The organism is Mycobacterium vicinigordonae, assembly GCF_013466425.1.
GTDB lineage: Bacteria > Actinomycetota > Actinomycetes > Mycobacteriales > Mycobacteriaceae > Mycobacterium > Mycobacterium vicinigordonae.
This window is the reverse complement of the sequence record NZ_CP059165.1, coordinates 4,651,700-4,675,720: the sequence shown is the minus strand read 5'-3', so window position 1 is coordinate 4,675,720 and position 24,021 is coordinate 4,651,700. Positions and strand designations below refer to the sequence as shown.

19 protein-coding genes are annotated in these 24,021 nt (G+C 66.5%); 7 read left to right on the top strand and 12 right to left on the bottom strand.

Translation table 11 applies throughout. The annotated features are described in order from the left end of the window. Positions 1-143 precede the first annotated feature (143 nt). A complete protein-coding gene (locus H0P51_RS20905; RefSeq protein WP_180914789.1) occupies positions 144-572 on the bottom strand; it encodes an HIT family protein in 429 nt (142 codons plus the stop codon). A gap of 39 nt (positions 573-611) precedes the next feature. Between H0P51_RS20905 and H0P51_RS20900 the strand changes: the two genes are divergently transcribed. From H0P51_RS20900 to H0P51_RS20890, 3 genes are all read left to right on the top strand, one after another. Then, positions 612-2,000 (top strand): amidase, encoded by a 1,389-nt coding sequence (locus H0P51_RS20900; RefSeq protein WP_180914788.1) that lies wholly within the window; start codon positions 612-614, stop codon positions 1,998-2,000. Between the two features lie 33 nt (positions 2,001-2,033). After that, complete coding sequence (locus H0P51_RS20895) at positions 2,034-3,143, top strand: adenylate/guanylate cyclase domain-containing protein (RefSeq protein ID WP_180914787.1); 1,110 nt, start codon at positions 2,034-2,036, stop codon at positions 3,141-3,143. Positions 3,144-3,415: 272 nt separating this feature from the next. Then, on the top strand, positions 3,416-3,982 hold the full coding sequence (locus H0P51_RS20890; protein WP_180914786.1) for a hypothetical protein: 567 nt from the start codon (positions 3,416-3,418) through the stop codon (positions 3,980-3,982). A gap of 24 nt (positions 3,983-4,006) precedes the next feature. On the opposite strand, the gene H0P51_RS20885 is transcribed toward H0P51_RS20890, so the two are convergent. From H0P51_RS20885 to H0P51_RS20840, 10 genes are all read right to left on the bottom strand, one after another. Next, positions 4,007-5,956, bottom strand: a complete 1,950-nt coding sequence (locus H0P51_RS20885; protein ID WP_180914785.1) for a serine/threonine-protein kinase PknH/PknJ — start codon at positions 5,954-5,956, stop codon at positions 4,007-4,009. A gap of 146 nt (positions 5,957-6,102) precedes the next feature. Beyond that, complete coding sequence (locus H0P51_RS20880; protein WP_180914784.1) at positions 6,103-7,983, bottom strand: serine/threonine-protein kinase; 1,881 nt, start codon at positions 7,981-7,983, stop codon at positions 6,103-6,105. A gap of 28 nt (positions 7,984-8,011) precedes the next feature. Next, positions 8,012-9,877 carry a serine/threonine-protein kinase gene (locus H0P51_RS20875; protein WP_180914783.1) on the bottom strand — a complete coding sequence of 622 codons (1,866 nt, stop codon included), beginning with the start codon at positions 9,875-9,877 and terminating at the stop codon, positions 8,012-8,014. A gap of 305 nt (positions 9,878-10,182) precedes the next feature. Further along, positions 10,183-11,340 carry an ATPase/transcriptional regulator EmbR gene (embR, locus tag H0P51_RS20870; protein WP_180919125.1) on the bottom strand — a complete coding sequence of 386 codons (1,158 nt, stop codon included), beginning with the start codon at positions 11,338-11,340 and terminating at the stop codon, positions 10,183-10,185. A gap of 242 nt (positions 11,341-11,582) precedes the next feature. Continuing rightward, positions 11,583-12,302 (bottom strand): C39 family peptidase, encoded by a 720-nt coding sequence (locus H0P51_RS20865; protein ID WP_180914782.1) that lies wholly within the window; start codon positions 12,300-12,302, stop codon positions 11,583-11,585. Between the two features lie 176 nt (positions 12,303-12,478). Further along, the gene (locus H0P51_RS20860; RefSeq protein ID WP_180914781.1) at positions 12,479-13,177 is read right to left on the bottom strand and encodes a C39 family peptidase; all 699 of its coding nucleotides are present in this window, start codon (positions 13,175-13,177) and stop codon (positions 12,479-12,481) included. Between the two features lie 175 nt (positions 13,178-13,352). Then, positions 13,353-13,733, bottom strand: coding sequence for a DUF4189 domain-containing protein (locus H0P51_RS20855; protein WP_180914780.1), 381 nt, complete (start codon positions 13,731-13,733; stop codon positions 13,353-13,355). Positions 13,734-13,749: 16 nt separating this feature from the next. Further along, a complete protein-coding gene (locus tag H0P51_RS20850; protein WP_180914779.1) occupies positions 13,750-14,487 on the bottom strand; it encodes an LppX_LprAFG lipoprotein in 738 nt (245 codons plus the stop codon). 89 nt (positions 14,488-14,576) lie between these two features. Next, positions 14,577-16,481 carry an ABC transporter ATP-binding protein gene (locus H0P51_RS20845; RefSeq protein ID WP_180914778.1) on the bottom strand — a complete coding sequence of 635 codons (1,905 nt, stop codon included), beginning with the start codon at positions 16,479-16,481 and terminating at the stop codon, positions 14,577-14,579. Beyond that, positions 16,478-18,205 carry an ABC transporter ATP-binding protein gene (locus H0P51_RS20840; RefSeq protein ID WP_180914777.1) on the bottom strand — a complete coding sequence of 576 codons (1,728 nt, stop codon included), beginning with the start codon at positions 18,203-18,205 and terminating at the stop codon, positions 16,478-16,480. Before H0P51_RS20840 ends, H0P51_RS20845 begins: the two co-directional genes overlap by 4 nt. Positions 18,206-18,391: 186 nt before the next feature. On the opposite strand from H0P51_RS20840, the gene H0P51_RS20835 reads away from it, so the two are divergent. Together H0P51_RS20835 and H0P51_RS20830 are read left to right on the top strand one after the other, a co-directional pair. Then, positions 18,392-18,907 carry a DUF3558 domain-containing protein gene (locus H0P51_RS20835; RefSeq protein ID WP_180919124.1) on the top strand — a complete coding sequence of 172 codons (516 nt, stop codon included), beginning with the start codon at positions 18,392-18,394 and terminating at the stop codon, positions 18,905-18,907. Between the two features lie 8 nt (positions 18,908-18,915). Then, positions 18,916-19,458 carry a DUF3558 domain-containing protein gene (locus tag H0P51_RS20830; RefSeq protein WP_180914776.1) on the top strand — a complete coding sequence of 181 codons (543 nt, stop codon included), beginning with the start codon at positions 18,916-18,918 and terminating at the stop codon, positions 19,456-19,458. Positions 19,459-19,470: 12 nt separating this feature from the next. Here H0P51_RS20830 and H0P51_RS20825 read toward each other — a convergent pair whose 3' ends face one another. Continuing rightward, positions 19,471-20,004 (bottom strand): SixA phosphatase family protein, encoded by a 534-nt coding sequence (locus tag H0P51_RS20825; RefSeq protein ID WP_425488895.1) that lies wholly within the window; start codon positions 20,002-20,004, stop codon positions 19,471-19,473. Positions 20,005-20,215: 211 nt separating this feature from the next. Between H0P51_RS20825 and H0P51_RS20820 the strand changes: the two genes are divergently transcribed. Continuing rightward, positions 20,216-21,367: a metallophosphoesterase family protein gene (locus H0P51_RS20820; protein ID WP_180914774.1), complete on the top strand. Its 1,152-nt coding sequence runs from the start codon at positions 20,216-20,218 to the stop codon at positions 21,365-21,367. Further along, a complete protein-coding gene (locus H0P51_RS20815; RefSeq protein WP_180914773.1) occupies positions 21,364-23,991 on the top strand; it encodes an AAA family ATPase in 2,628 nt (875 codons plus the stop codon). The genes H0P51_RS20820 and H0P51_RS20815 overlap by 4 nt, the downstream gene beginning before the upstream one ends. Positions 23,992-24,021: the final 30 nt, after the last annotated feature.

Here is a 24,021-nt window from a genome sequence, read left to right as displayed (position 1 = left end):
CCAGCTAACCCTTCACGCGCTCGCCGGCGAGGTACCAGAAAGGTTCACCGCGCGCTCCCACAGAATAAACCGCTGGACTGCATATCTACCTCATAACTGACGCGGATTCAGCCATCGGATGGATTTTACGACCAGCCGAACGATTAACCGGCGGTGTCGATACGGGCCAGCGCTTCGCGCAGGATGCGTCCACTGGCCTCTCGATCGGGATCTCGGCGCATAACCATGCCCTTGGCTAGCGCGAGCTTGTCGCCGTTGCGTCGCGGCAATACGTGTAGGTGGATGTGGAACACCGTCTGGAACGCGGCGCTGCCGTCGTTGATCGCGATGTTGGTGGCGTCGGCCAATTCGGTCGTCTTGGCGGCCCGCGCGATGCGCTGGCCCATGGTGATCATCCCGGCCAGCGTCTGCGGTGGCGTGTCGTCGAGGTCCACGCTGTGCCGTTTGGGAATCACCAGGGTGTGGCCGCGGGTGAACGGGCGGATATCGAGGATCGCCAGGTAGTCGTCATCTTCACAGATCCGGATGGCCGGAGCCGTCCCGGCCACGATCGCACAGAACACGCAGGGCATGTCGCCAACGGTAACCGTACGCCGGGATACGCTGCGGCAGTGGACCCTAGCGATGTCGCGTTCGCCGGCGCCGCCGAGCAGGCCCGCATGCTGGCCGACGGCGAGATCACCGCACCCGAGCTGCTCGAGGTCTATCTGGAGCGCATCGAGCGGCTGGACAGCGAGCTGCGCGCCTACCGAGTGGTGCGTCAGGACGCCGCCCGCGAGGAAGCAGAGATTGCCCAGCAGCGCTTGGACGCCGGGGTGCGCCGCCCGCTGCTCGGGGTGCCGATCGCGATCAAGGACGACGTCGACGTCGGCGGTGAGGTCACCACTTATGGCAGCGGCGGCCACGGACCCGCGGTCAAAGACGATGCCGAGGTCGTCCGCCGGCTGCGTGCCGCGGGCGCGGTCGTCATCGGCAAGACCGCGGTACCCGAGCTGATGATCATGCCGTTCACCGAGTCGCTGACATTCGGCGCGACCCGCAATCCGTGGAACCCCCGCCGGACGCCCGGTGGCAGCAGCGGGGGCAGCGCGGCGGCGGTCGCCGCCGGCCTAGCGCCGATCGCGCTGGGCTCCGACGGTGGCGGGTCGATCCGCATCCCGGCGACTTGGTGCGGCTTGTTCGGTCTGAAGCCGCAACGCGACCGGGTCTCACTGGAACCGCACGACGATGCCTGGGAGGGACTCAGCGTCAACGGTCCGATCACCCGCTCGGTGTTGGACGCGGCGCTGTTCCTGGATGCGACGACCACAATGCCCGGACCCGAAGGCGGGTTCGCCGCCGCCGCGGCACGGCGGCCGGGGCGGCTGCGGATCGCGTTGAGCGCCAAGGTGCCGACGCCGATGCCGGTCCGGGTCGGCGCGGCGCAGCGCAACGCGCTTGAGCAGGCGGGAGCATTACTGCGCGATCTGGGGCACCAGGTGATCGATCGCGACCCGCAGTACCCACCGTCGCTGTACGCAAACTATCTGCCGCGCATGCTGCGTGGCATCAGCGACGACGCCGACGCGCAGGCCCACCCGGAGCGGCTCGAGGCGCGCACCCGCAACATCGCCCGGATGGGTTCGTTCTTCTCCGACCGGCGGATGGCGGCGTTGCGGGAGTCTGAGGTCGGGCTCAGCGCGCGGATCCAGTCGGTGTTCGACGACGTTGACGTCGTCGTGACGCCGGGCTGCGCGGCCGGTCCGTCCCGCATCGGGGCGTACCAGCGCCGCGGTGGGATCTCGACGTTGTTGCTTGTCGGACAGCGTGTTCCGTATCAGCAGGTCTGGAATCTCACCGGCCAACCCGCCGCGGTGGTGCCGTGGGACTTTGACGACGACGGCCTGCCCATGTCGGTGCAACTGGTCGGTCGGCCTTTCGACGAGGCGACGCTGCTGTCGCTGTCGGCCCAGATCGAGGCCGCTCGGCCGTGGGCGCAGCGACGTCCGCCGGTGTCATGAGGCGGCCAGCGCCAACGCCTTAACGTTGAGGCCGTGGAGCGCAACATCGACGACCTGCTCGACGGCTTGGACGGCGTGCAGCGCGCCGAGCGCGCCGAGTTAGTGAATTGGCTGCTGGAGCAAGGCATCACCGCCGAGGAGATCCGAACGACCAGCCCGCCCCTGCTGCTGGCGAGCCGGCACCTGATCGGTGACGACGGCACCTACGTGTCCACCCGCGAGATCAGCGAGAGCCGCGGCGTCGATCTGGAGTTGCTGCAGCGGGTGCAGCGTGCCATCGGGCTGGCCAGGGTCGACGATCCGGATGCGGCGGTGCATCTGCGCGCCGACGTCGAGGCTGCGGCCAATGCGCAGCGCTTCGTCGACATCGGCCTGCCGCCCGACCAGGTGGTGACCGTGGTGCGCGTGCTCGCCGAGGGCCTGTCGCACGCAGCCGAGGTGATGCGGTACACGGCACTGTCGGCGATCATCCGCCCGGGGGTCACCGAGTTGCAGGTCGCCCAGGCGTCTAAGGCGCTGGTCGGTCAGATCGTGCCGCTGCTCGGCCCGATGATCCAGGACATGTTGTTCATGCAGCTGCGGCACATGATGGAGAACGAAGCCGTGAATGCCGGCGAACGTGCCGCCGGCCAGCCGTTGCCGGGCGCGCGCTGGGTCAGCGTTGCTTTCGCCGACCTGGTCGGGTTCACCAAGTTGGGCGAAGTGGTTTCCGCGGAGGAGTTGGGTCAGTTGGCGGGCAGGTTGGCCGATCTCGCGCGGGACATGACCGCGCCGCCGGTCCGGTTCATCAAGACGATCGGCGACGCGGTGATGTTCGTCTGTCCCGATCCGGCGCCGTTGCTGGACACCATGGTCAAGCTGGTCGAGGCGGTGGACACCGACGACGAGTTCCCGCGTCTTCGTGCCGGAGTGGCCTGCGGCATGGCGGTGAGCCGGGCCGGGGACTGGTTCGGCAGCCCGGTCAACGCGGCAAGCCGGGTGACCGGCGCGGCCCGGCCTGGCACGGTACTGGTCGCCGAGTCGGTCCGCGATGCGATGGAAGCAGCCGGCGACGGCGAGGCCTTCCAATGGTCTTTCGCCGGCGGTCGGCGTCTCAAGGGCATCAAGGGAGAAACCAAAGTGTTCCGGATTCGGCGGGCCTAGCTCGCGCAGTAGGGCAGGCCCGGCGCGACTCTGGGGGCGTGCCGACTCCGTCTTACGCGGGTCGGACGCGGCCGGGCTTTACCCGTCTTCCGGCACTTGAGATTCGGTCACTTCCGGGCCTGCTTCGCTCCCAAAAATACAACCGGAATTTGCTGATGGCAACGCCCTTTACTGGATGTCAACCCCGCTGGGACCCGGCTGGTCCGCGGTCGCGCCGTTCACCCGCGGCGAAACTTGCGCACATCCGGCTGTAACGGTGTAATCATGTAATCATGAACATTCATCATCATGGTCGCCGGCACGGGCGGCCCGGCGGCTGGCAGCAGGCCGACCAACCTGACGCGGGAGGCGCGGCGGAATGGTTTGCCGGCCGCCTACCCGAAAGCTGGTTCGACGGCGACCCCGCGGTCGTCGTCGATCGGGAGGAGATCACCGTCGTCGGGCGGCTCACGGTTCCCGACGGCGGCGAGGAGGAAAGCGCCGCACGCGCCGAGGGCCGTGTTTCGCGATTCCGCGAGGAAACCCGCTCGGAGCGGATGGCCATCGCCGAGGAGGCGCAGGCCCGTTACGGACGCAAGGTGTCCTGGGGCGTCGAGGTCAACGGCGAACGAAAGTTGTTCACCCACATCGCTGTTCCGGTGATGACGCGGCTGCGGCAACCGGAGCGTCAGGTGCTCGACACGCTGGTCGATGCCGGCGTCGCCCGCTCCCGGGCCGACGCGTTGGCGTGGTCGGTCAAACTGGTCGGTGAACACACCGAGGAATGGCTGGCCAAGTTGCGCACCGCCATGTCGGCAGTCGATGATCTACGCGCGCAGGGACCCGATCTCTCGACCTGACAAGGGTTGGATACCGAGCGGGCGCTATTTCTCTTTGTTCTCTTTGTTGATGTTGGCGATGATCCTGTCCACGATCTGACTGCCCTGATCGCTGATCTGATAGCCGCAGGCGTTGATGTCGACGATCACGTTGTTCGCCAAGCCCATTGCCCGCTGACACTCCCAGCCGTCGGCGCCCTCCTGGGTGTCCATGATGGTGATCTTCGGCGGTGCGCCCTGCACGTCGGCGAACGTCCAGCGGTAGGTCTTCGACTTGCTGGTGACAGTTAGCGTGTTGCCCGCGCAGCTCTTCCATTTCGTCAGCGAACTGTCCATGAATGCGCGGGCCTTCTCGGCCGTCGGGAACGCGACGGTGGCCTGCACCACCCAGTGCTTGTAGTCCTCGTCAGGCTCGGCCAGCTGCACCGCGCTGATCCCGGTATACCCGGTGCCGGCGAACACCGGCGCCGCACCGACATACCGTGCTCCCCGGCAGTCGGGCGCCGACAGCGTTACGTCTGAGGTGTCCATTGATGTCAGGGTCTTACCGGCTTGCATCGTCGACGAGCCCATCACCGAGTTGATGTCCGACGTGCTCAGCAGCAGCGCATTGAGCCGATCCTCGGCGATCGGCTTCTGCTTGCGGGCCGGTTCGGGCCGAGTCGCCAGATAGATACCGATGCCACCGGCTACGAGTGCGACGGCGATGATGACGGCGGCGATGATGGGCCACGGGTTGCGCTTTTTCGGCGGCACCGGCGGCTGGTTCCAGCCAGGGACCGGACCCGACGGCGGATACGGGATCGGTGTGCTGGGCGGGCTGCCGCCCGGGTAGTACCCGGGATTCTGCGGTGGCGGGTTCGGTGCCGAGATCGGACCGCTCGACGCGCCCCAGCCGGGGTTGCCCGCCGCAGCCGGCGGCCGCTGCTGCGGGACTGGTCCTGACGAGCCGGGCGCGCCGCCGTACTGAGGGGGCCCGGGCCGCGGAGCCGGCGGCGGGGTCGTCGACCGCGGAATAGGGGTGGACCGCGGCGGTGGAGTGGAGCGCGGCGGAGACATCGCGCCGGCCGGCATCGTCGGCGGCACTACCGTTGCTGGGGGACCAGGCAGTGTGGCTTCCTGGCTGCGGCGGACGATCTTGTCGGCATGGTCCTGGTCGGGGTCGCTGAGTGCCTCGTGCGCTGCTAGGGCGAAGTCGCCGGCGCTGGCGTACCGATCCTCGGGCTTTTTCGCCATGCCGCGAGCGATGACCGCGTCGAATGCTTTCGGAATGCCGGCGCGGGCGGTGCTGGCCTGCGGGACGGGATCCCGCAGGTGCGCCGTCACCAAAATCCCGGCGCTATCTGCCCGGTAAGGCGGCCCACCGGTCAGGCACTCGTAGAGCACGCAGGCGAGTGCGTAGATGTCGGCGCGGTAGGTGACCTCATCGCTCGAAAAGCGTTCGGGCGCCATGTATTTCCAGGTGCCCACCGCGGTGCCCAGTTGAGTCAGCTTCTCGTCGGTGGTGGCGCTGGCAATGCCGAAGTCGACCAGGTAAGCGAAGTCGTCGCGCGTGATCAGGATGTTGGGTGGCTTGACGTCGCGGTGCATTACCCCCGCCGCGTGGGCGGCGTCGAGGGCCGAGGCGATCTGGGTGATGATGGCCACCGCGCGCGGCGGCGTCAGCGGGCCGAACCGCTTGAGCAGGCTGTCCAGGTCGGTGCCCTCGATCATGCGCATCTCGAGGTACATCTGTCCGTCGATTTCGCCGTAGTCGTGGATCGGCACCACATGCGGTTCCATCAATCGGCCCGCGATGCGGGCCTCGCGCTTCATGCGTTCACGGAAGACGGGGTCTTTGCTGAACTCGGCTGTCATCAACTTGACGGCCACCGTCCACTCCTTGACGGTGTGCTCGGCCTCGTAGACCTCGCCCATTCCGCCGCGGCCCAGTAATCGCTTCAGGTGATAGGGCCCGAACATCGACCCCACCCGCGAGCCCTGTGTGTCGCTCATCGCTGATCCTCCCAATCACCCCTCGCTGCCGCCGACACTATCAACAACACCGAGGTAAATTGCCAAATAGCTTCAGCTGGCGGACGAAGCGGTGATGCGTCGAAAGGCGATAGGAGCTGCCGATTCGGGTTGGCGTCAAAGTCTGCTCAGGAGTGCGAACCCCACCACTTGAAAATTTGGTCGAGGCTGGGGCCCTGGGGCTTGCCGGAGACGAGCGCGAACACTAACGTCTGCTCGTTGCTCCACATCACCTGTGGGTCGCCTTGGTAGTTGCCGCACGCCATCTGACCGAGGATGGTTTTCGGGTCTTTGGTGTGCCACCAGGTGGTTGGGGATGCCTTGCCGCCGGGACACTGCTGGACCGTGAAGGTTCCGATGAAACCGCTGAACGCGTTCTTTACCGCGGTGAGATCGGCGAACAACCCATACGCCGAGACCCTGGGGCCGTTGCTGTCGGTGTTTTGCCCGCAGGTCACCGAAACCAGTGCTCCCGGCATCGTCTTGTCGTCGTTCTTGCAGGATCCGGCGGGATATCCGGCAGGTAGCGAACTCAGCAGGCGCGCCTGGGCCGCGGAAGAACTCGACGACGGTGTACGCGTCGTCGGCGCAGTGGTGGAGTCGGTGGTGCGGGTCGTCGTGCGGGTTGTGGTCGTCGAGTGTCCGCTCGCCTGAGCACTGCCGTCGTCCTTGGTGGCCGCCCAGATGCCGATGGCGCCCACGATGAGCAGCAGCACCAGCGCCGCTACGCCGGCGACGATCGCCCAGTGGTTGCGTCCGGGTGCCGCGGGCTGCCATGGAGCCGGTCCGCGCAATGGCGGTGCTACGGGTGCGCCGGGCGGTGTACCGCCGGCCCAATGCGCCGACGCCGGTGAACCGGGTGCGGGCGGCGGCGCGCCGGGGATGGGTCCACTGGGTACAAGCGCGGGCGCCCAGGTCGGGCGAGCACCCGCGGAACCCGTTGGGGCAGCAGGCATCTGCGGGGGGAGCGGCGCACGGGGGCCGGGCGGTGGGGGGCGCTGGCCGGACGGCGGGTGGTTCGAGGGCGGCGGTACCGTCTGCACCGGACCAGACCGCCGGGGCGGGGGTGGCTGCGGTGGTCGCGGATGCTGCACGGTCGTCGGATCGACGAACCGCTCGGGCAACGCCGTTTCCTGGGAGCGGCGCACAATGTCGGAGACCCGGTCGCGGTCGGGGTCGCTGAGCGCATCACGCGCGGCACGGGCGAGTTCGCCGGCGCTGGCGTAACGATCCGCCGGGCGCTTGGCCATGCCGCGGGCGATCACCGCGTCCAGCGCCTGAGGAATGCCTTCGCGCGCCGCGCTGGGCCGCGGGATTGGGTTCATCATGTGTGCGCTGATCAGCACGCCGGCGCTGTCGGAAGGGTAGGGCGCGGTGCCGGTCAGGCACTCATAGAGCACGCAGGCCAGCGAGTAGACGTCGGCCCGCAGGGTCACCTCGCTGTCACTGAACCGTTCGGGGCCCATGTATTTCCAGGTGCCCACCGGGGCGCCCAGCTGGGTGAGCTTCTCCTCAGTCTTGGCGCTGGCGATGCCGAAGTCGACCAGGTAGGCGAAGTCGTCGCGAGTGATCAGGATGTTGGGCGGTTTGACGTCGCGGTGTGTCACGCCGAGCGCGTGCGCGGCGTCCAGCGCCGAGGCGACCTGGGTGATGATGGCGATCGCGCGCGCGGGCGGCAGCGGGCCATAGCGCTGCAGCATGTCGTCGAGATCGTCGCCTTCGATGAGGCGCATCTCGAGGAACATCTGGCCGTTGATCTCGCCGTAGTCGTGGATCGGTACGACGTGCGGCTCCTGCAGCCGACCGGCGATACGGGCTTCGCGCTTCATCCGTTCCCGGAACACCGGATCTTTGCTGACGGTTTCCGACATCAGCTTGACGGCAACCGTCCACCCTTTGACGGTGTGCTCAGCCTCGTAGACCTCGCCCATCCCGCCGCGACCGATCAATCGGGTGAAGCGGTAGGGCCCGAACATCGACCCCGCACCAGAGTCTGGTGCCTGGCTCATTCCGCCCCCCGCCGGCCGGCCGGGGCGATCAGCCGTATTTGGTCCACCAGGTGTGCAGTTCCTCAAGGGTGGCGGGATCACCGAACACGTCGCTCAGCATGAGCTTGCCCTCGGTGCTCCAGATCACGTTGGGGTGGTTCTTGTAGGTGCCGCAGGCGATCATGCCGGCGGTGACGGTCGGGTCGCGGTCGTAATGCCAGCCACCCGGCGACGCGCCCTCGCCGGGGCAGTTCGTCAGCTGCACCGCGTTGATGTCGTCTTGGAACGACTGCTTGAGCGCGGCCAGGTTGGGGTAGAGCCCGTAGATCGCGTGGCTCGGCCCACCCGGGTTGGTGTTTTGCCCGCAGGTGATCATCGCCTGCGAAGTGCTCCACACGGTGTTCGGCTTCGGAGTGGTCGTGGTGCACACGCCCGGGGCGTAGCCGGACGGCAGCATCGACATCAACTTGCTGGACGGCTCACCGCCCGGAGTGGTCGACGGCGGAGTTCTGGTCGTGACGGAGGTCCTGCTCGAGCTGGTGGTGACCGACGTGGTGGTGCCGCCCGCCTCCTGCTTGTCGTCCGAGCCGGTGGCCATCACGATCACCACACCCACGAGTATGAGGACGAGGACAACTGCCGCGGCCGCTGCAACGATCGGCCACGGGTTGCGCTTCTTGGCCGGCTGGTTGCCCTGGTCCCAGGGGTTCGGACCGCTCGGCGGCGGGGCCGGATTGCCACCCCAGCCGCCGCTACCGAGGTACTGCGGCGCCGAGGTGGGGCCACTGGGTCCCGACACCGGACCGCTCGGTGCCGACACCGGACCGCTGGCCGGCGCCCAGCTCGGACCGCTGGGCGGTCCCTGATCCGGCGCCCAGCTCGGACCGCTGGGCGGTCCCTGATGAGGGACCGCTCCCGAACCGGGCGGGGCGCCATAGGAGGGCGGCGGCGAGTACTGCGGCGGGGCCGCCGGTGGCGGGGGTCCGGGGGGTGCGGCCTGCGGCCCGGAAAGTGCCGCAGTGCCCGGCAGGTTCGACTCCCGGCTCTTGCGCAGGATGTTCTCGGCGTGGTCCTGGTCGGGGTTGCTGAGTGCGTCGTGTGCGGCGCGGGCGAAGTCGCCGGCGCTGGCGTACCGATCCTCGGGCTTTTTCGCCATGCCGCGTGCGATGACCGCGTCGAATGCTTTCGGAATGCCGGCGCGGGCGATGCTGACCTGCGGAACCGGGTCCATCAGGTGAGCGGTGACCAGCGTGGTGGCACTGTCGGCCCGGTAGGGCGGGCTGCCGGTCAGGCACTCGTAGAGCACGCAGGCGAGTGCGTAGATGTCGGCGCGGTAGGTGACCTCATCGTTGGAAAAGCGTTCGGGCGCCATGTATTTCCAGGTGCCCACCGCGGTGCCCAGCTGAGTCAGCTTTTCGTCGGTGGTGGCGCTGGCAATGCCGAAGTCGACCAGGTAAGCGAAGTCGTCGCGGGTGACCAAGATGTTGGGTGGCTTGACGTCGCGGTGCATTACCCCCGCCGCGTGGGCGGCGTCGAGGGCCGAGGCGATCTGGGTGATGATGGCCACCGCGCGCGGCGGCGTCAGCGGGCCGAATCTCTTCAGGACGCTGTCCAGGTCGGTGCCCTCGATCATGCGCATCTCGAGGTACATCTGTCCGTCGATTTCGCCGTAGTCGTGGATCGGCACCACATGCGGTTCTTGCAGACGCCCGGCGATGCGGGCTTCGCGCTTCATGCGTTCACGGAAGACGGGGTCTTTGCTGAACTCGGCTGTCATCAACTTGACGGCCACCGTCCACTCCTTGACGGTGTGCTCGGCCTCGTAGACCTCGCCCATTCCGCCGCGCCCCAGCAACCGCTTGAGGTGGTAGGGCCCGAACATCGAGCCCACCCGCGAGCCTGACGCCTCGCTCATTGCCGATCCTCCTCAACGAACCTGAATCCCGCCGACCCTACCAACACCCTGCAGGCGTCGCAGTGAGCGTGCGACCACCGGACCCAGCAAACATTACGGTAACCGCGGCGGTTGGCGTTGCCAATGCCTCGCCGATATCGGTGCTCCGGCCGCTGCGCCGGCAACGGCGCCGTCACGAAAAGTCTTGCGGCAAATGGGGAGTCGCGGCGACGGGACGGTTCACTCGACGTGATCCCCACCCGCGCGGTCCGGTGGTACCAAAGACGTTGCTTCGCAGCCATCTTCACGGCAGTTGAGCCCGTGCATCAGGCATCGGTGCGTGCGGTGACCCGGAAGGTGAATTCGTGGTCGCAGATGCGGATGTGGTCGCCGTCGTTGATGGTGGCGGCGACCCGGATCCGCTGGTGGCGCACATGGACACCGTTCGAGGACCGTTGGTCGTTGATGATGAAGTTGGTCCCGGTGTCGACGATGACGGCGTGATGGCGGCTGACATTCGCGCTGTCCAGCACGATGTCGTTATCGCTGAGTCGGCCGATCCGGGTCGCGGCGCCGCGCAGGTGGTAATCCCGGCCGGTGGCGAGTTCATGCAGGTATGCGGTGACCTTCTGGCTGGCGGCCATCGTGCGCTGGTCGAGTGCCGTGACGGTGCCGACGGCGGTGACCTTCGCATTCTGTTTGGCGTCCAGGGGCTCCTGGCGCAACACCCGCTCGTTGAGGGCACGCAGATTCGGCCCCGGGTCGATGCCCAAGTCATCGGCGAGCGTCGTCTTCACCCGGCGATATGCGTTCAGCGCGTCGGACTGGCGGTCGGTGAGGTAGTAGGCGGTGATCAGCTGCGCCCACAGTGGTTCCCGGTAGGGATGTTCGTTGGTCAGCGCCTCCAGCTCGGAGATCACCGCCGAGGCCCTGCCGCAGGCGATCTCGGCCTCGGCCTTGGCGGTGTGCGCGATGATCTTGTCCTCGACCAACGCGGTGGCGAAGGAATCGACGAACTGAAAGTCTCGCAGGTCGTCGAGCACCGGCCCGCGCCATTCCTTCAATGCCGCCGACAGATGCTGGCTGGCTTGTTCGAACCGCCCCGCGGCGGCGGCGTGCACACCTGCGGTCTTCTCGGCGATGAATCTGCCGAGATCGCAGGTGTTCTCGGAAATGGTCAGCCGGTAGCCGGGCGGCGCCGCGGCCAGTACCACGCGGGAGTCAACCCCGGCGCCGCTGACGAGCTTGCGCAGGTTCGACACGTAGGAGTGGATGCTGGCCCGCGCCCCTGACGGTGGCCATTCCTCCCAAAGGGCGGTGATCAGCGAGTCGACGCCGACGGGCCTATTGCGGTTGATGACCAGCATGGCCAGCACCGCCCGCTGCTTAGGGGTGCCCAGCGGCACCAGCGTGCCGTCGATGCTCATTTCCAGCGGTCCGAGCACACCGAATTCGAGACTTACGTCCATCGCGCTACCAGCCATTCCGGGTCCTCCACGGCTTCCGGTGTCCGGGTCGGACATCGTACCGGCACCTCGTCATTCTCTCCTGACCGTTGCAAATCGATCTACTGCGGGTCCTGTCATTGTGGGGCATGGCAGGACGAAGTTTGTAGACCGCTGCGCGACCGGGTGCGTTGGCGGCGCGGATAACGCCGCGGTTTCGTCGCCCGGTGATTGCGCGTCGGTGGGAATTACGTTGCCGCACAAAGATTGGGGTGTGCAATTCAAGGCTTGATCGTTCCGCCGGTGAAAACCAGGAAGTAATGGCTGGTGGCCCATGCCCTGGTGAAAAGGTCCAGCGGGATCCGCTCGTCGCGACCGCTGCGGGTGCCGCTGTCGTTGAGGTGCACGACGCTGCCTGCGGTATCGACGCCGGTCACCACAACGGCATGGTCGGATACCGGGTTGCCGTCGTCGTCTTTGCTCTCAATCGGTTCACCCCAGATCATTTCGGCGTTGACGCTGACGATGACGGCGCGGCCGCCGCCCAGGTAGTGTTGTAGCGCCTTCATTCCAGTGGCCAGGCCCGTCGTTTCTGCCGTGATCTCGTCGGTCGCCTGGGCGCCGACGCCGTAGTGCCCCAGTAAGGCCGGGATGTCGAGCCGGCTGGTTCCGTTGCCCGAGTTCGGGTTCTTCTCGTCGGTGGGTCTGATGTAAATCGAGCCAGGGTGCATGGTGCTCGGCGTGGATTGGGCGAGGTTGATGATCGCGTCTTCCGACGGTTCGCTGCCGGTCATCTGGCCGACAACGTCAGCGCTGGCCATCAGGACGCAGTCGTCGTATTTCTGGTAGCGCCACCACTTGGCGGCCGCGGCGGGATTGCCGTAGGTGATGCCGGCAGCAGCGCTAGCCGGGCTGGCCAGACTCAGCGCGGTCGCGCCGGCGGCTGTGATCACCAGGGTCACCAGAATGGCCTTGGCGGCGCATAGGAGCCTGCTGCGCATGGGCTTCCCTTTCTCGGCGCTACTCGAAGTCGCTTGAGGAAAGGCTGGGGCAGCGGCCTTCTTGATATCTGGACAAATTCTTGGCGTGGTCGCGCGCGCCGCTGGCAAACCGAAGGCGGGCAGCCGGCCCGGCATTGCACCGACTGGCTGCCCGCCGCGAACGGCCGGGTGGAACGTCACTTGTGGGTTTCCCGGGTGACGGTCATGAAGTTGCCGCTGGTGGCCCAGGCCTTGACGAAGACGGCCATCGGGATCTGCTCGTTCTTTCCTTTTTCGCTGCCGCTGTCGTTGAGGTGTACGACACCGTTGGTGGTGTCGACGCCGGTGACCGCGACCGCGTGGTCGGCGCGGGGCTGGCCGTTCTTGCCCTTGTTCTGGATGGGCTGGTTCCAGATCATCTCGGCATTGAGTACGACGATGACCGCGTGCCCGCCGCCGAGATTCCGCTCAAGGGCCTCCATTCCGGAGGCGTTGCCGTTGTCTGCATGAATCCCGTAGTGCGCCAACAGGGTGGGCAGGTCGTCGGGGTCGGTCCCCATGCCGGAGTTTGGGTCGTTCTTGTCGGCCGGCTTGACGTAGATGGAGCCGGAGTGGGCGACACTCGGTGTGGTCTGGGCGACCTTGACGATCGAGCGCTCCGAGGGGAGCTTTCCGGTGATCTGGCCAACCACCTCGGCGCTGGACATGATGGCGCAGTCGTCGTACTTCTGGTGCTGCCAGTACTTCTCGGCTGCGACCGGGTCGCCGTACATCGGGCCGTTGCCGGAAGCCTGGGCGGGTCCGGCGAGTCCGAGCGCAAGAGTACCGGCGGCCGCAGTGGCGACCAGGGCGAACTTGACGGTCCGTGCGATGCTGGGGATCTTGAGGGTGGTCATCGGTGCTGCCTTTTCTCTGGGTCGTTGATCCGCGGGTGCGGAGTGGCTTGAGAAAAGGTTGCGGCGGTTGTCTTCTTGTTATCTCTACGAATCCTTGGAGTGACCCGAAGAAGCCGCGCGCGGCCCACTGTCTATTCGAAAAGTGCTGTCCCGCAACGATAAACGGTGACAGGCGTCAGTTGCAGGCCCAGGTGTCGATGTACCCGTCAGGGAGCTTGCCGAGAGCGTCCTTCATCGCGGTGCGCAGATCCGGACCGATGCCGGCCTGGTATTCCTTCGCTGTGCCGGCGCCGTTCTTGGCGGCGACCGCGCCGCATCCGGTGAAGCTGATCATAACTTTGCAGTCCGAGGCACCGCAGGATTTCAACGCCGTCGCCTCAGCGTCTTCTTTGCTGGCTATGGTGTGCGAGCGCCCCCACATGCCGTTGGGGGAATAGGCGATCGCACCGTAAGAGTCGGCGGCGTGAGCGACGGGTGTCAGTGCGACAGCAATCGCGATGCCGCCGGCCATCCGGGCGGCGGCAATTGTCAGCCGCCGGCGGGGGCTCCTGGTCATCAACAACTCCTACGTTCTAGCCGGGTCTGGTAGCGGTGACCTGCTTGCCCCAGTCGGACATGCTCAGCGTCATCGAGGCGTTCGCGGTGGGGGAGATCTGGATCTGCACGAGGTGGGACGACCCGTCCGACGCGGTCCACACGGTGGTCGGCACGGTTGCGACGCTCGCTTCGGTCAGGCGGACCCCGGCCAGCGTGGCGACGTCGTCGGCCGAGGAGTCCCCGGTGATTTTGGTGGTGGCGACGCCGTCGAGCTGCTGGCTGCCAGCCACCGAGCCGTTCTTCAGGTTGGTCAGCAGGTTGGCCAATCCTTTGCCGGGGTCTAGGAGCACCGACACGTTATAGATCGAAGTGCCGGTCCCGAAGTCGGTGTAGGACCCGGGCTGGCCGAGGTCGGAGTAAAGATGCCCGTCAACGAAGACGACCTGGGCCTCTTGGCTGTCACCGCCCACCGGGATCGTCGCGACGCCGGTGGCGGCGGTTTGGGGTGTGTTGGAGACGTCAGCTTCGAATTTGCTCACCCCGATGTTGGGCACCTCACCTCGGACGGCGACTTTGAGGTGCGTGCCGGTGACTTTGCGCATCACTTCAGCGGCCGACTTGAGCAGCTTGGCGGCCTCCGCGTTAGTGGCGGAGGTGGTGCTGGCGGGTGCTTTACCGTTCGTACCGTTGCTGCCGCAGCCGCCCAGCACCAGCACGACGGCCAGCGCGGCGGCGACTAGGTCGCGTCGGCAGGCGAGCGGTGCAAGCTTCATCGGCATCTCCTCACGGTGGCCTCCGGCCTCTCCTGCATAACCAGCGGTGCGCACGACAGTCAACAGCCGGGGTCTGAGCACGCTGAAATTCAGGCCAGGGTCATCTGGTAATAAGCACCGCGGTCGGCCAGTAATTCGACGTGGCTACCTTGTTCGACCGCTCTCCCGTCCTGGACGACCACGATGCGGTCGGCATCCCGGATCGTCGAGAGCCGATGGGCGATGATGAAGCTGGTTCGGTCACGGCGAAGTTCGCGGGTGGCGCGCGCGATCAACAGCTCGGTGCGGGTGTCGACCGAACTTGTTGCCTCGTCCAGGATCAACAGCTGCGGGCGGGCGAGGAAGGCGCGGGCGATCGTGATGAGCTGTTTCTCGCCTGCGCTGATGCCGCCGTCGCCGCTGATCCGGGTCTGGTATCCGGCCGGCAAGGTGTGCACGAACCTGTCCACGTAGGCCGCTTTGGCCGCCGCCACCACTTCCTGGGGGCTGGCGTCTGGGCGGCCATAGGCGATGTTCTCCTCGATTGTCCCGTCGAACAGCCAGGTGTCCTGCAGCACCATGCCAATGCGGGATCGCAGAGCGCGGCGGTCCAGCGAGGCGATGTCCACCCCGTCGAGCAGGATCCGGCCGGATTCGACCTCGTAGAAGCGCATCAGCAGGTTCACCAGGGTCGTCTTACCGGCACCTGTCGGCCCGACGATGGCCACTGTGCTGCCCGGTTCGGCAACCAGCGACAGGTCGTGGATCACCGGGTGTCCCGGGAGGTAGGCGAAGCTGACGTGCTGGAATTCGACCCGGCCGGGTCGGTCGGCCGAGGCCGGCAAGGTCGAGCTGCCCTCCGAGCTGTCCTCGGGCTCGTCAAGCAAGTCGAATACCCGTTCGGCGCTGGCCACCCCCGATTGCAGGGTGTTGTACATACCGGCGACCTGACCGATCGGGGTATTGAACTGGCGGACATATTGGATGAAGGCCTGGATGCTGCCCAGCGTGATCTGGCCAGCGGCCACCTGCAGGCCGCCGAGCACTGCGACCGCGACGTAGCCGAGGTTGCCGATGAAACCTGTCGCCGGCCCGACCAGGCCGGAGAAGAACTGCGATCCGAAACTAGCTTGATAAACGTCGTCGTTGAGCTGGTGGAACTGCGTGCGCGCGCTGGCCTGGTGCCCGAACGTCTTGACCACGGTGAACCCGCTGTAGGTTTCCTCGATATGGGCGTTGAGCCGTCCGGTATTGGTCCAGTGCGCCAGGAACAGCCGCCGCGATCGCCGGGTGATCGCCCGTGTCGCCAGCAGCGACAGTGGCACCGTGAGCACGGTGACGAGCGCCAGCAGCGGCGAGATCCACAACATCATCGCCAAGACGCCGACGACCGTCAGCGTCGACGTCACCAGCTGGCTGATGGTCATCGACAATGACGTCTGCATGTTGTCGATGTCGTTGGTGACGCGACTGAGCAGTTCGCCACGCTGTTGGCGGTCGAAGTAGGACAGCGGCAAGCGGTGCAGCTTGTCCTCGACGTCGCTGCGCAGCCTGGTGACGGTCTTCTGCACGGTGCTGTTCAGCAGCCGCGCCTGAGCCCAAAGCATCAGGGCAGCAACCAGATACAGACACATTGCCAGCGCTAGCGTGCGCAGCACCGCGCCGAAGTCGACGCCCCGGCCGGGCACTACGTTCATCCCCGACAGTAGGTCGGCGAAGGCGTTCTCGCCGCGCGCGCGGGCCGCCGCGACGGCCTGTGCCTTGTTGATGCCTGCCGGAAGTCCGCGTCCGATCACCCCGTCGAATAGGAGATCGGTGGCGTGGCCGAGGATTCGGGGCACGGCGACCCCTACCGCGGTGCCGACCACTCCGAGCATCATGACGGCAACACTGAGCCCGCGGTGCGGGGCGAGCCGCCGGACCAGACGACCCGCCGATCCCCAGAAGTCCCGTGACCGCATGTTGGGAGGGGCAGGGGCGGCGCCGCGGGGGCGCGCGTTCATCGGCGCGGTCATCGGGCGGCCCCCACTGCTTGCGAGGTCGCGAACTCGGCATAAGTGGGGCAGTCGATCAGCAGCGATCCGTGCGTTCCGGCGCCGACAATCCTGCCGTTGTCGATGACGATGATCTGATCGGCCTGCGATGCTGTCGAAATGCGTTGTGTGACAACTATTATCGTTGCCTGTGCGGCGTTGTCGCGCAGGTTCGCGCGGACCCGGGCTTCGGTGTGCACGTCGAGCGCGGAGAACGCGTCGTCGAAGAGGTAGATGGCGGGGCGGCGGATGACGGCCCGCGCGATGGCGAGTCGCTGGCGCTGCCCGCCGGAGAAATTGATGCCGCCCTGCGCGACCCGCATCGCCAGTCCGTGTGGACGCACGAAGTCCTCGGCGGCGGCGATACGCAGCGCTTTCCACATCTGCTCGTCGGTTGCCTCGGCAGCGCCGTACCGCAGGTTGTCCGCGACGGTCCCGCTGAACAGAAATCCGCGCTGCGGCACCAGCCCGGTTGCCGACCACAGCCGTTCGGTGAGGTAGTCGCGGACGTCGACGCCGTCAACGGACACGGCGCCGTCGGTGACGTCGTAGAGCCGGCAGATCAGTGACACCAGGGTCGACTTGCCCGAGCCGGTGCTGCCGATGATCGCAGTGGTGGTGCCGGGTGACGCGGTCATCGAAATATCCTGCAGCACTGGGCAGTCCGCGCCTGGATAAGTGAACGTGACTTTGTCCAGCCGTACCGTTCCGGTGATTCCGTGCGGCGGGAACAGCGGATGATCAGGGTTGCCGACGGCCGCGGTGGTGTCCAGCACCTCGGTGATGCGTTCGGCGCACACCGACGCCCGCGGCAGCACGACCAGCGTCATCGTCGCCATCAGCACCGCCATCAGAATCTGGGCGAAGTACGACAGAAACGCGATGAGCGAGCCCACCTGCATGCTGCCGGCGTCGATGCGCAGTCCGCCGAACCAGATCAACGCCACGCTGGACAGGTTGATGGTCAAGGTGGTCACCGGGAGCATCAGCGCCTGCCAGTTGCCCGCGCCCAGCGCGGCATTGGACAGGGACATGTTGGCCTGTGCGAACCTGTCGCGCTCGAAGTCCTCGCGGGTGAAGGCCCGGACAACCCGAACCCCGGACAGCTGATCGCGCAACACCCGGTTGATGTTGTCGATGAGGCGCTGCATACTGCGGAACATCGGCAGCATGTGACCGATGATGAAGTAATTGGCGACGGCCATCACGGGCACGCTGACCAGCAGTAGCCAAGTCAGCGCGGCCTCCTGGTGGATGGCCATCACGACGCCGCCGATGCACATAATCGGCGCGGTGACCAGCACGGAGGCGGTCGTCTGCACCAAGAAGACGATCTGCCGAACGTCGTTTGTGCTGCGCGTCAACAGCGTGGGTGTGCCGAATCGGGTCGTCTCGTGCTCGGAGAAGGTGAGGACGTGTTCGAACATCGCAGCGCGCAGGTCGCGGCCGAAGCCGGTGCCGATCCGGGCGCCGAAATAAGTAGCCCCGACCGCGCACAGCATCTGCAGGCCGGTGACCACCAGCATCACCACACCCAGTCGCACGATGGCGAGCGTGTCGCCCTTGGCCACGCCCTCGTCGATGATCGCGGCGTTGACGGTCGGAAGGTACAGCGAAGTCAGTGTGCTGATCGACTGCAGCATCATCAACGCCGCGACCAGCCTCCGGTACGGGCGGATGTACTGGCGCAGCAGGGCCACGAGCATGGGGTAACTGTCGCACACCGACGTGCGCCGGCACCGCTTCGACCTGCGGGGTTGAAATGCCTGATCAGGTGGCGTGTCGGTGGTTGACCCACAGGGCTGCGGCTACAGTGCATCCTGTGACGGGCAGTAGGAGAGGTCGTAGTGCGGCGTAACGTGGCGGTGCGGGTCGTGGGCGCGGTGGCCCTGATGGCAATGCTGCTCGGGATTGCGGGCTGCGGGAGTTCGAACGACAGCAAGGCGGGCGGCGGGACGGTTCCGTCGACGCCGGGCAACGCCGAGGGCAAACATGGGCCGTTCTTCCCGCAGTGCGGCGGCATCAGCGACGAAACGGTGACGCAGCTAACCAGAGTCACCGGCCTGGTCAACACCGCCAAGAATTCGGTGGGCTGCCAGTGGCTGGCCGGAGGTGGCATCGCCGGTCCGCACTTCTCCTTCTCCTGGTATCGCGGCAGCCCGATCGGGCGGGAACGCAAGACCGAGGAGGTGTCGCGCGCCAGCGTCGACGACATCAACATCAACGGCCACAGCGGATTCATCGCCGTCAACAGCGAGGCCAATCTCGGCGAGTCGCTGTGTGAGGTGGGCATCCAGTTCCAGGACGACTTCATCGAATGGTCGATCAGCTTCGCCCAGAAGCCGTTTCCGCCGCCGTGTGACATCGCCAAGGAATTGGCCCGGCAGTCGATTGCGAATGCAAAATGAGCAGGTGGATGCGTAGCTTGACGGCGCTGACGGTGGCACTTGTCGCCGCGTTGTTGGTGTTGACGGGTTGTACGAAGACGGTGAATGGTGCGGCGGTCAAGGCAGGCGGGGCTGGTGTCCCGCGCAACGACAATTCGGAGAAGCAGTACCCGAACTTGCTCAAGGAATGCGAAGTCCTCACCACCGACATCCTGGCCAAGACGGTCGGAGCCGACCCCCTGGACATTCAGAGCACGTTCGTCGGCGCGATCTGCCGCTGGCAGGCGGCCAACCCGGCTGGTCTGATCGACATCACCCGGTTCTGGTTCGAGCAGGGCAGCCTCAGCAACGAACGCAAGGTCGCCGAGGGCCTGAAGTATCAGATCGAGACGCGCACGATCCAGGGTATCGACTCAATCGTGATGCGGCCCAACGACCCCAACGGGTCATGCGGTGTCGCCAGTGACGCGGCGGGCGTGGTCGGCTGGTGGGTCAATCCACAGGCGCCCGGCATCGATGCCTGTGGTCAGGCAATCAAGCTGATGGAGCTGACGCTGGCGACCAACGCCTAGTTGTCGGGTGGTTCAGCGCGGCACGTGGAATTCTGCTAAGGAGGCACCGCCTGGTTCCAGGTCTGCCCAGCATCCACGAACGTTCAGCACGGCGATCCCCGAGGTCGGAAATTTCGCTGATATGGCTTCGGCCGCAGCGACATTAGTCTGGTCGTCGTCAGCGAGGATGAGTGCGACGGAGGAGATCGTCGGCTCGTGTCCGACGACCAGCACGGTGCTGACTCCGTTGTCGACTTTGTTGACTTCCTCGATCAGCGCACCGGGTGTCGCGCCATACAGCTGCGCGACGTAGCTGACGGGTGCATCGATGCCGGTGCGCGTCAATGTTTCTCGCGCACGAGTGGCCGTCGAGCAGAGCACTGCGTCAATGGGAGGCAAGTTAGCCCGCAACCATTCGCCGCCCCGCGCCGCCTCGCGGCGGCCCCGCGAGGCCAACGGCCGGTCGTGGTCGGCCACCCCGCTGGGATAGTCCGACTTCGCATGCCGCATCAGAACCAAGACGTGTCGCTCATCCACGGGTCTCACGTTAACCACTGCCGTAACCATTACCACCATTGCCGTTGTCCACCGGGAAATCCGCCCCTCGCGGTCCGATGAGCAGCACTACGGATGGGACGTGAGGGATTGTTGTGACTGCCCGAACCGTCATCCGTCACCATTCGTGCGGACCCTCCGCTTGGCTTCCCCGGACTTGTCGTACCGCGGACCTACACTCCCGGAGCATGGCATTCACAATTCCGGAGAGGGGGTCCATGGCATGCGATTCCTGCACACCGCCGACTGGCAATTGGGCATGACCCGGCACTTCTTGGCCGGTGAAGCTCAGTCGCGTTACTCAGCGGCTCGCCGGGACGCGGTGGCCGGGTTGGGTGCGCTGGCCGCTGAGGTGGGTGCAGAGTTCGTCGTTGTGGCCGGCGATGTCTTCGAGCACAATCAACTCGCCCCGCAAGTAATTGGCCAATCGCTGGAAGCCATGCGCGCCATCGGGATTCCGGTATACCTGCTGCCCGGCAATCACGATCCCTTGGACGCGGCGTCGGTCTACCGTAGTCCGTTGTTCAGCACGGAATGCCCGCACAATGTGGTGGTCCTCGACCGCGCGGGCGTGCACGAGGTCCGGCCGGGTTTGGAGATCGTCGCGGCTCCGTGGCGGTCCAAGGCGCCCACTAGGGATTTGGTCGCCGAGGCGCTCGACGGCCTTTCCGGCGCCAATGTCACGCGGTTGCTTGTTGCCCATGGCGGCGTCGACGTCCTGGACCCCGATCGCGATAAGCCGTCGCTGATCCGCCTTGCTGGCGTCGAACAGGCATTGTCCGACGACGTGGTTCACTACGTGGCGTTGGGCGACAAGCATTCGCGCACCCAGGTCGGTGCCAGCGGCCGTGTGTGGTATTCGGGTTCACCTGAGGTCACCAATTACGATGACGTTGAGGCTGACCCCGGTCATGTCCTAGTCGTCGATATCGACGAAAGTGATCCGGGGCATCCGGTCACCGTAGAGGCCCGCAACGTGGGCCGTTGGCGATTCGTGACGCTGCATAGTCAGGTCGACAACGACCGTGATATCGCCGATCTGGACGTGAACCTGGATCTGATGAGCGACAAGGAACGCACCGTGGTGCGACTGGCCCTCACCGGCTCGCTGACGGTCACCGATCGCGCGAAACTCGATGCGTGCCTTGACCGTTACGCCCGGCTATTCGCAGGGCTGGGAATGTGGGACCGGCATACCGACCTGGCGGTGGTGCCGGCCGACGGAGAGTTTGCAGACCTCGGTATCGGCGGGTTCGCCGCCGCGGCGGTGGACGAACTGCTCGAGACCGCACGGGCGGGTGACTTGCCGGCCGCCATCGATGCCCAAGCGGCCCTGGCGCTGCTGCTGCGGCTGACCGATCGCGGTGCGGCATGAAGCTGCACCGGCTGATCATGACGAACTACCGTGGCGTCGCGCACCGCGAGATCGAGTTTCCGGACCAGGGCGTGGTGATCATCCACGGCGCCAACGAGATCGGCAAATCCTCGATGATCGAGGCGCTGGATCTGCTGCTGGAATCCAAGGACCGTTCGACGAAGAAAGAGGTCAAGCAGGTCAAGCCGACGAATGCCGACGTCGGAGCGGAGGTTAGCGCCGAGATCAGCAGCGGCCCCTATCGTTTCACGTATCGCAAGCGGTTTCACAAGCGACCCGAGACCGAGTTGACGGTGCTGGCGCCGCACCGTGAACAATTCACCGGCGACGAGGCGCACGACCGGGTCCGCACGATGCTCGCCGAAACGGTCGACACCGAGTTGTGGCACGCCCAACGGGTATTGCAGGCCGCATCGACGTGTGCGGTGGATCTTGCCGGTTGCGACGCACTGTCGCGAGCACTCGATGTGGCCGCCGACTCCGCCGGTGATGCGGCTCTGTCCGGGAGTGAGCCGGTGCTCATCGAACGCATCGATGCCGAGTTTGCGCGCTACTTCACCGCGACCGGCCGCCCTACCGGGGAGTGGGCCGCCGCAATCGCCCGACTGGACGCCGCCAAGCTCGCGGTGGCCGAATGCACGCAGGCGATGGCCGAAGTCGACGACCGCGTGGCCCGCCATGCGGAGTTGGGCAGGGAGAGCGCCGAGTTGGCGCAGCTACGCACCGCTACCGTCCCCCGGCTGGCCGCCGCACAAGCGGCCGCGGATCGGGTCGCGGCGCTGTCCAAGGAGCTTAAGGACGCCGGGCTGGTCGCCGCGGCCGCCCTCGCGACCAGCATCACGTCCCACGGCGCGCACGCTGCACGGCTGGCGCTGATCGCCGAAATCGACAGTCGTAGCAGGGCTGTCGCGGCGGTGTCGGCCGAAGCGCAGGAGGCCGTGCGGCAGCAGGCGACAGCGTCGGCCGAGGCCAAAACCCACGAGGGAGCTGTCGAGGAGGCGGTGCGCGCCTTGGCGGCGGCGCAACAGCGCGCCGAAGCAGCGCAGCGCACTCTCGACTGGATCGCCGAGCGCGAAGAAGCCGATCGGCTGAGCGCGCTGCTCAGCAGATTCGACGAAGCGCAGCGCCAACTCGACAGCACCGAAACAGAGTTGTCCGGCATTGTGCTGAACGACGAGTTGTGGCGCAGAATCGAAACGGCCGCGGCCGCCGTCGACCGCATCGGCGGCCAGCTGGAGTTGATCTCCGCCGTCGTGGAATTCACCGCCTGCACCGACATCGAGATCGCCGTGGACGGCCAACGCGTAGCGCTGTCGGCGGGGGAGGCGTGGCAGATCACCGCTACCGCCCCCACCGATGTCGAAGTCCCCGGTGTCCTCACCGCCCGGGTCACATCAGGGGCGACCGCACTCGATATTCATACCAAACATGTTGCTGCCCAACGTGATTTAACCGAAGCGTTGACCGCGGCCGGGGTCGCCGACCTGACCGCGGCGCGTTCTGTCGAGCAACGACGCCACCAACTAGCGGCCGACCGCGACCGGCTGGCCGCCACCCTGGCCGCGCTATGTGGCGACGACCAGCCGGACGCGTTGCGCGCCAGGCTCGCCCACCTGCAAGTCGGTGATCCTTCCGAGCCGGATCTGTTCACCACCGACGCCGGCGCCGCACGCGCCGAACGCGACGCCGCAGAAGCGGCCCGTGTGGCAGCGCAGGCCACGTGCGAGGCCCGGCGCCGGTGTGCCGACGACGCATCCCGGCGGCTGGCCGAGACCACCACCCGGGCGACGGTTTTGAACAACAACGTCGCCGCTCAACGCGCCGAGCTCGACGCGGCCGTCAGCAGGTTGGCCGCAGACCGGGCCACGGTCAGCGACCAGGCTCTGGCCACCACCGCCGACGCGGAGCGGCAAACAGCGCACGCCGCCGAGTTGCGCGTGGTCGAACTGGACCGGGCGCTGGCCGACGCGGCGCCCGACTCGATTGCCGCCGAGCTTGCGGAGGCAACCAAGGCAGTCGACTCGCTGGACAAGCGCCACGCCGAGGTCGTCGCGGCACTGAACGAAGTCAGCATCGAGCTTGCGGTACTGAGCAGCGAAGGGCGCAAAGGCAAACTCGATGCCGCACAGACCGAACTCAAGCACGCGGCCAGTCAGCACACGCGCGTCGGCGATCGCGCCAGGGCTGCCCAGTTGCTGCGTTCGGTGATGACACGCCACCGCGACACCAGCCGTTTGCGCTACGTGGCGCCCTACCGCACCGAACTGCAGCGGCTCGGTCGTCCGGTATTCGGGTCCTCTTTCGAGGTCGAGGTCGATAGTGCGCTGCGGATCGTGAGCCGGACCTTGAACGGCACCACGGTGCCCTATGAGTCGCTGTCCGGCGGCGCCAAGGAGCAACTCGGCATCCTGGCGCGGTTGGCCGGCGCGGCGCTGGTAGCCAAGGAGGACACCGTTCCGGTCGTGGTCGACGATGCGCTCGGTTTCACCGACCCGGACCGGTTGGCCAAGATGAGTGAAGTCTTCGACACCGTCGGCGCGCACGGGCAGGTGATCGTGCTGACCTGCAGCCCCACCCGGTACGGCGGTGTCACGGGCGCGCATCGCATCGATCTCAGCGCATAGTGCTTCGGAGTTGACCGGCCTAGACTCAGC

What these genes read in the sequence shown, in the direction of transcription:
- H0P51_RS20860 (WP_180914781.1), bottom strand. Translation starts at nt 13,177, where the DNA reads ATGACCACCCTCAAGATCCCCAGCATCGCACGGACCGTCAAGTTCGCC.
- H0P51_RS20850 (WP_180914779.1), bottom strand. Translation starts at nt 14,487, where the DNA reads ATGAAGCTTGCACCGCTCGCCTGCCGACGCGACCTAGTCGCCGCCGCG.
- H0P51_RS20885 (WP_180914785.1), bottom strand. Translation starts at nt 5,956, where the DNA reads ATGAGCGACACACAGGGCTCGCGGGTGGGGTCGATGTTCGGGCCCTAT.
- H0P51_RS20830 (WP_180914776.1), top strand. Translation starts at nt 18,916, where the DNA reads ATGCGTAGCTTGACGGCGCTGACGGTGGCACTTGTCGCCGCGTTGTTG.
- H0P51_RS20840 (WP_180914777.1), bottom strand. Translation starts at nt 18,205, where the DNA reads ATGCTCGTGGCCCTGCTGCGCCAGTACATCCGCCCGTACCGGAGGCTG.
- H0P51_RS20890 (WP_180914786.1), top strand. Translation starts at nt 3,416, where the DNA reads ATGAACATTCATCATCATGGTCGCCGGCACGGGCGGCCCGGCGGCTGG.
- embR (WP_180919125.1), bottom strand. Translation starts at nt 11,340, where the DNA reads ATGGCTGGTAGCGCGATGGACGTAAGTCTCGAATTCGGTGTGCTCGGA.
- H0P51_RS20820 (WP_180914774.1), top strand. Translation starts at nt 20,216, where the DNA reads ATGCGATTCCTGCACACCGCCGACTGGCAATTGGGCATGACCCGGCAC.
- H0P51_RS20880 (WP_180914784.1), bottom strand. Translation starts at nt 7,983, where the DNA reads ATGAGCCAGGCACCAGACTCTGGTGCGGGGTCGATGTTCGGGCCCTAC.
- H0P51_RS20865 (WP_180914782.1), bottom strand. Translation starts at nt 12,302, where the DNA reads ATGCGCAGCAGGCTCCTATGCGCCGCCAAGGCCATTCTGGTGACCCTG.
- H0P51_RS20905 (WP_180914789.1), bottom strand. Translation starts at nt 572, where the DNA reads ATGCCCTGCGTGTTCTGTGCGATCGTGGCCGGGACGGCTCCGGCCATC.
- H0P51_RS20875 (WP_180914783.1), bottom strand. Translation starts at nt 9,877, where the DNA reads ATGAGCGAGGCGTCAGGCTCGCGGGTGGGCTCGATGTTCGGGCCCTAC.
- H0P51_RS20845 (WP_180914778.1), bottom strand. Translation starts at nt 16,481, where the DNA reads ATGACCGCGCCGATGAACGCGCGCCCCCGCGGCGCCGCCCCTGCCCCT.
- H0P51_RS20855 (WP_180914780.1), bottom strand. Translation starts at nt 13,733, where the DNA reads ATGACCAGGAGCCCCCGCCGGCGGCTGACAATTGCCGCCGCCCGGATG.
- H0P51_RS20825 (WP_425488895.1), bottom strand. Translation starts at nt 20,004, where the DNA reads ATGGTTACGGCAGTGGTTAACGTGAGACCCGTGGATGAGCGACACGTC.
- H0P51_RS20835 (WP_180919124.1), top strand. Translation starts at nt 18,392, where the DNA reads ATGGCAATGCTGCTCGGGATTGCGGGCTGCGGGAGTTCGAACGACAGC.
- H0P51_RS20815 (WP_180914773.1), top strand. Translation starts at nt 21,364, where the DNA reads ATGAAGCTGCACCGGCTGATCATGACGAACTACCGTGGCGTCGCGCAC.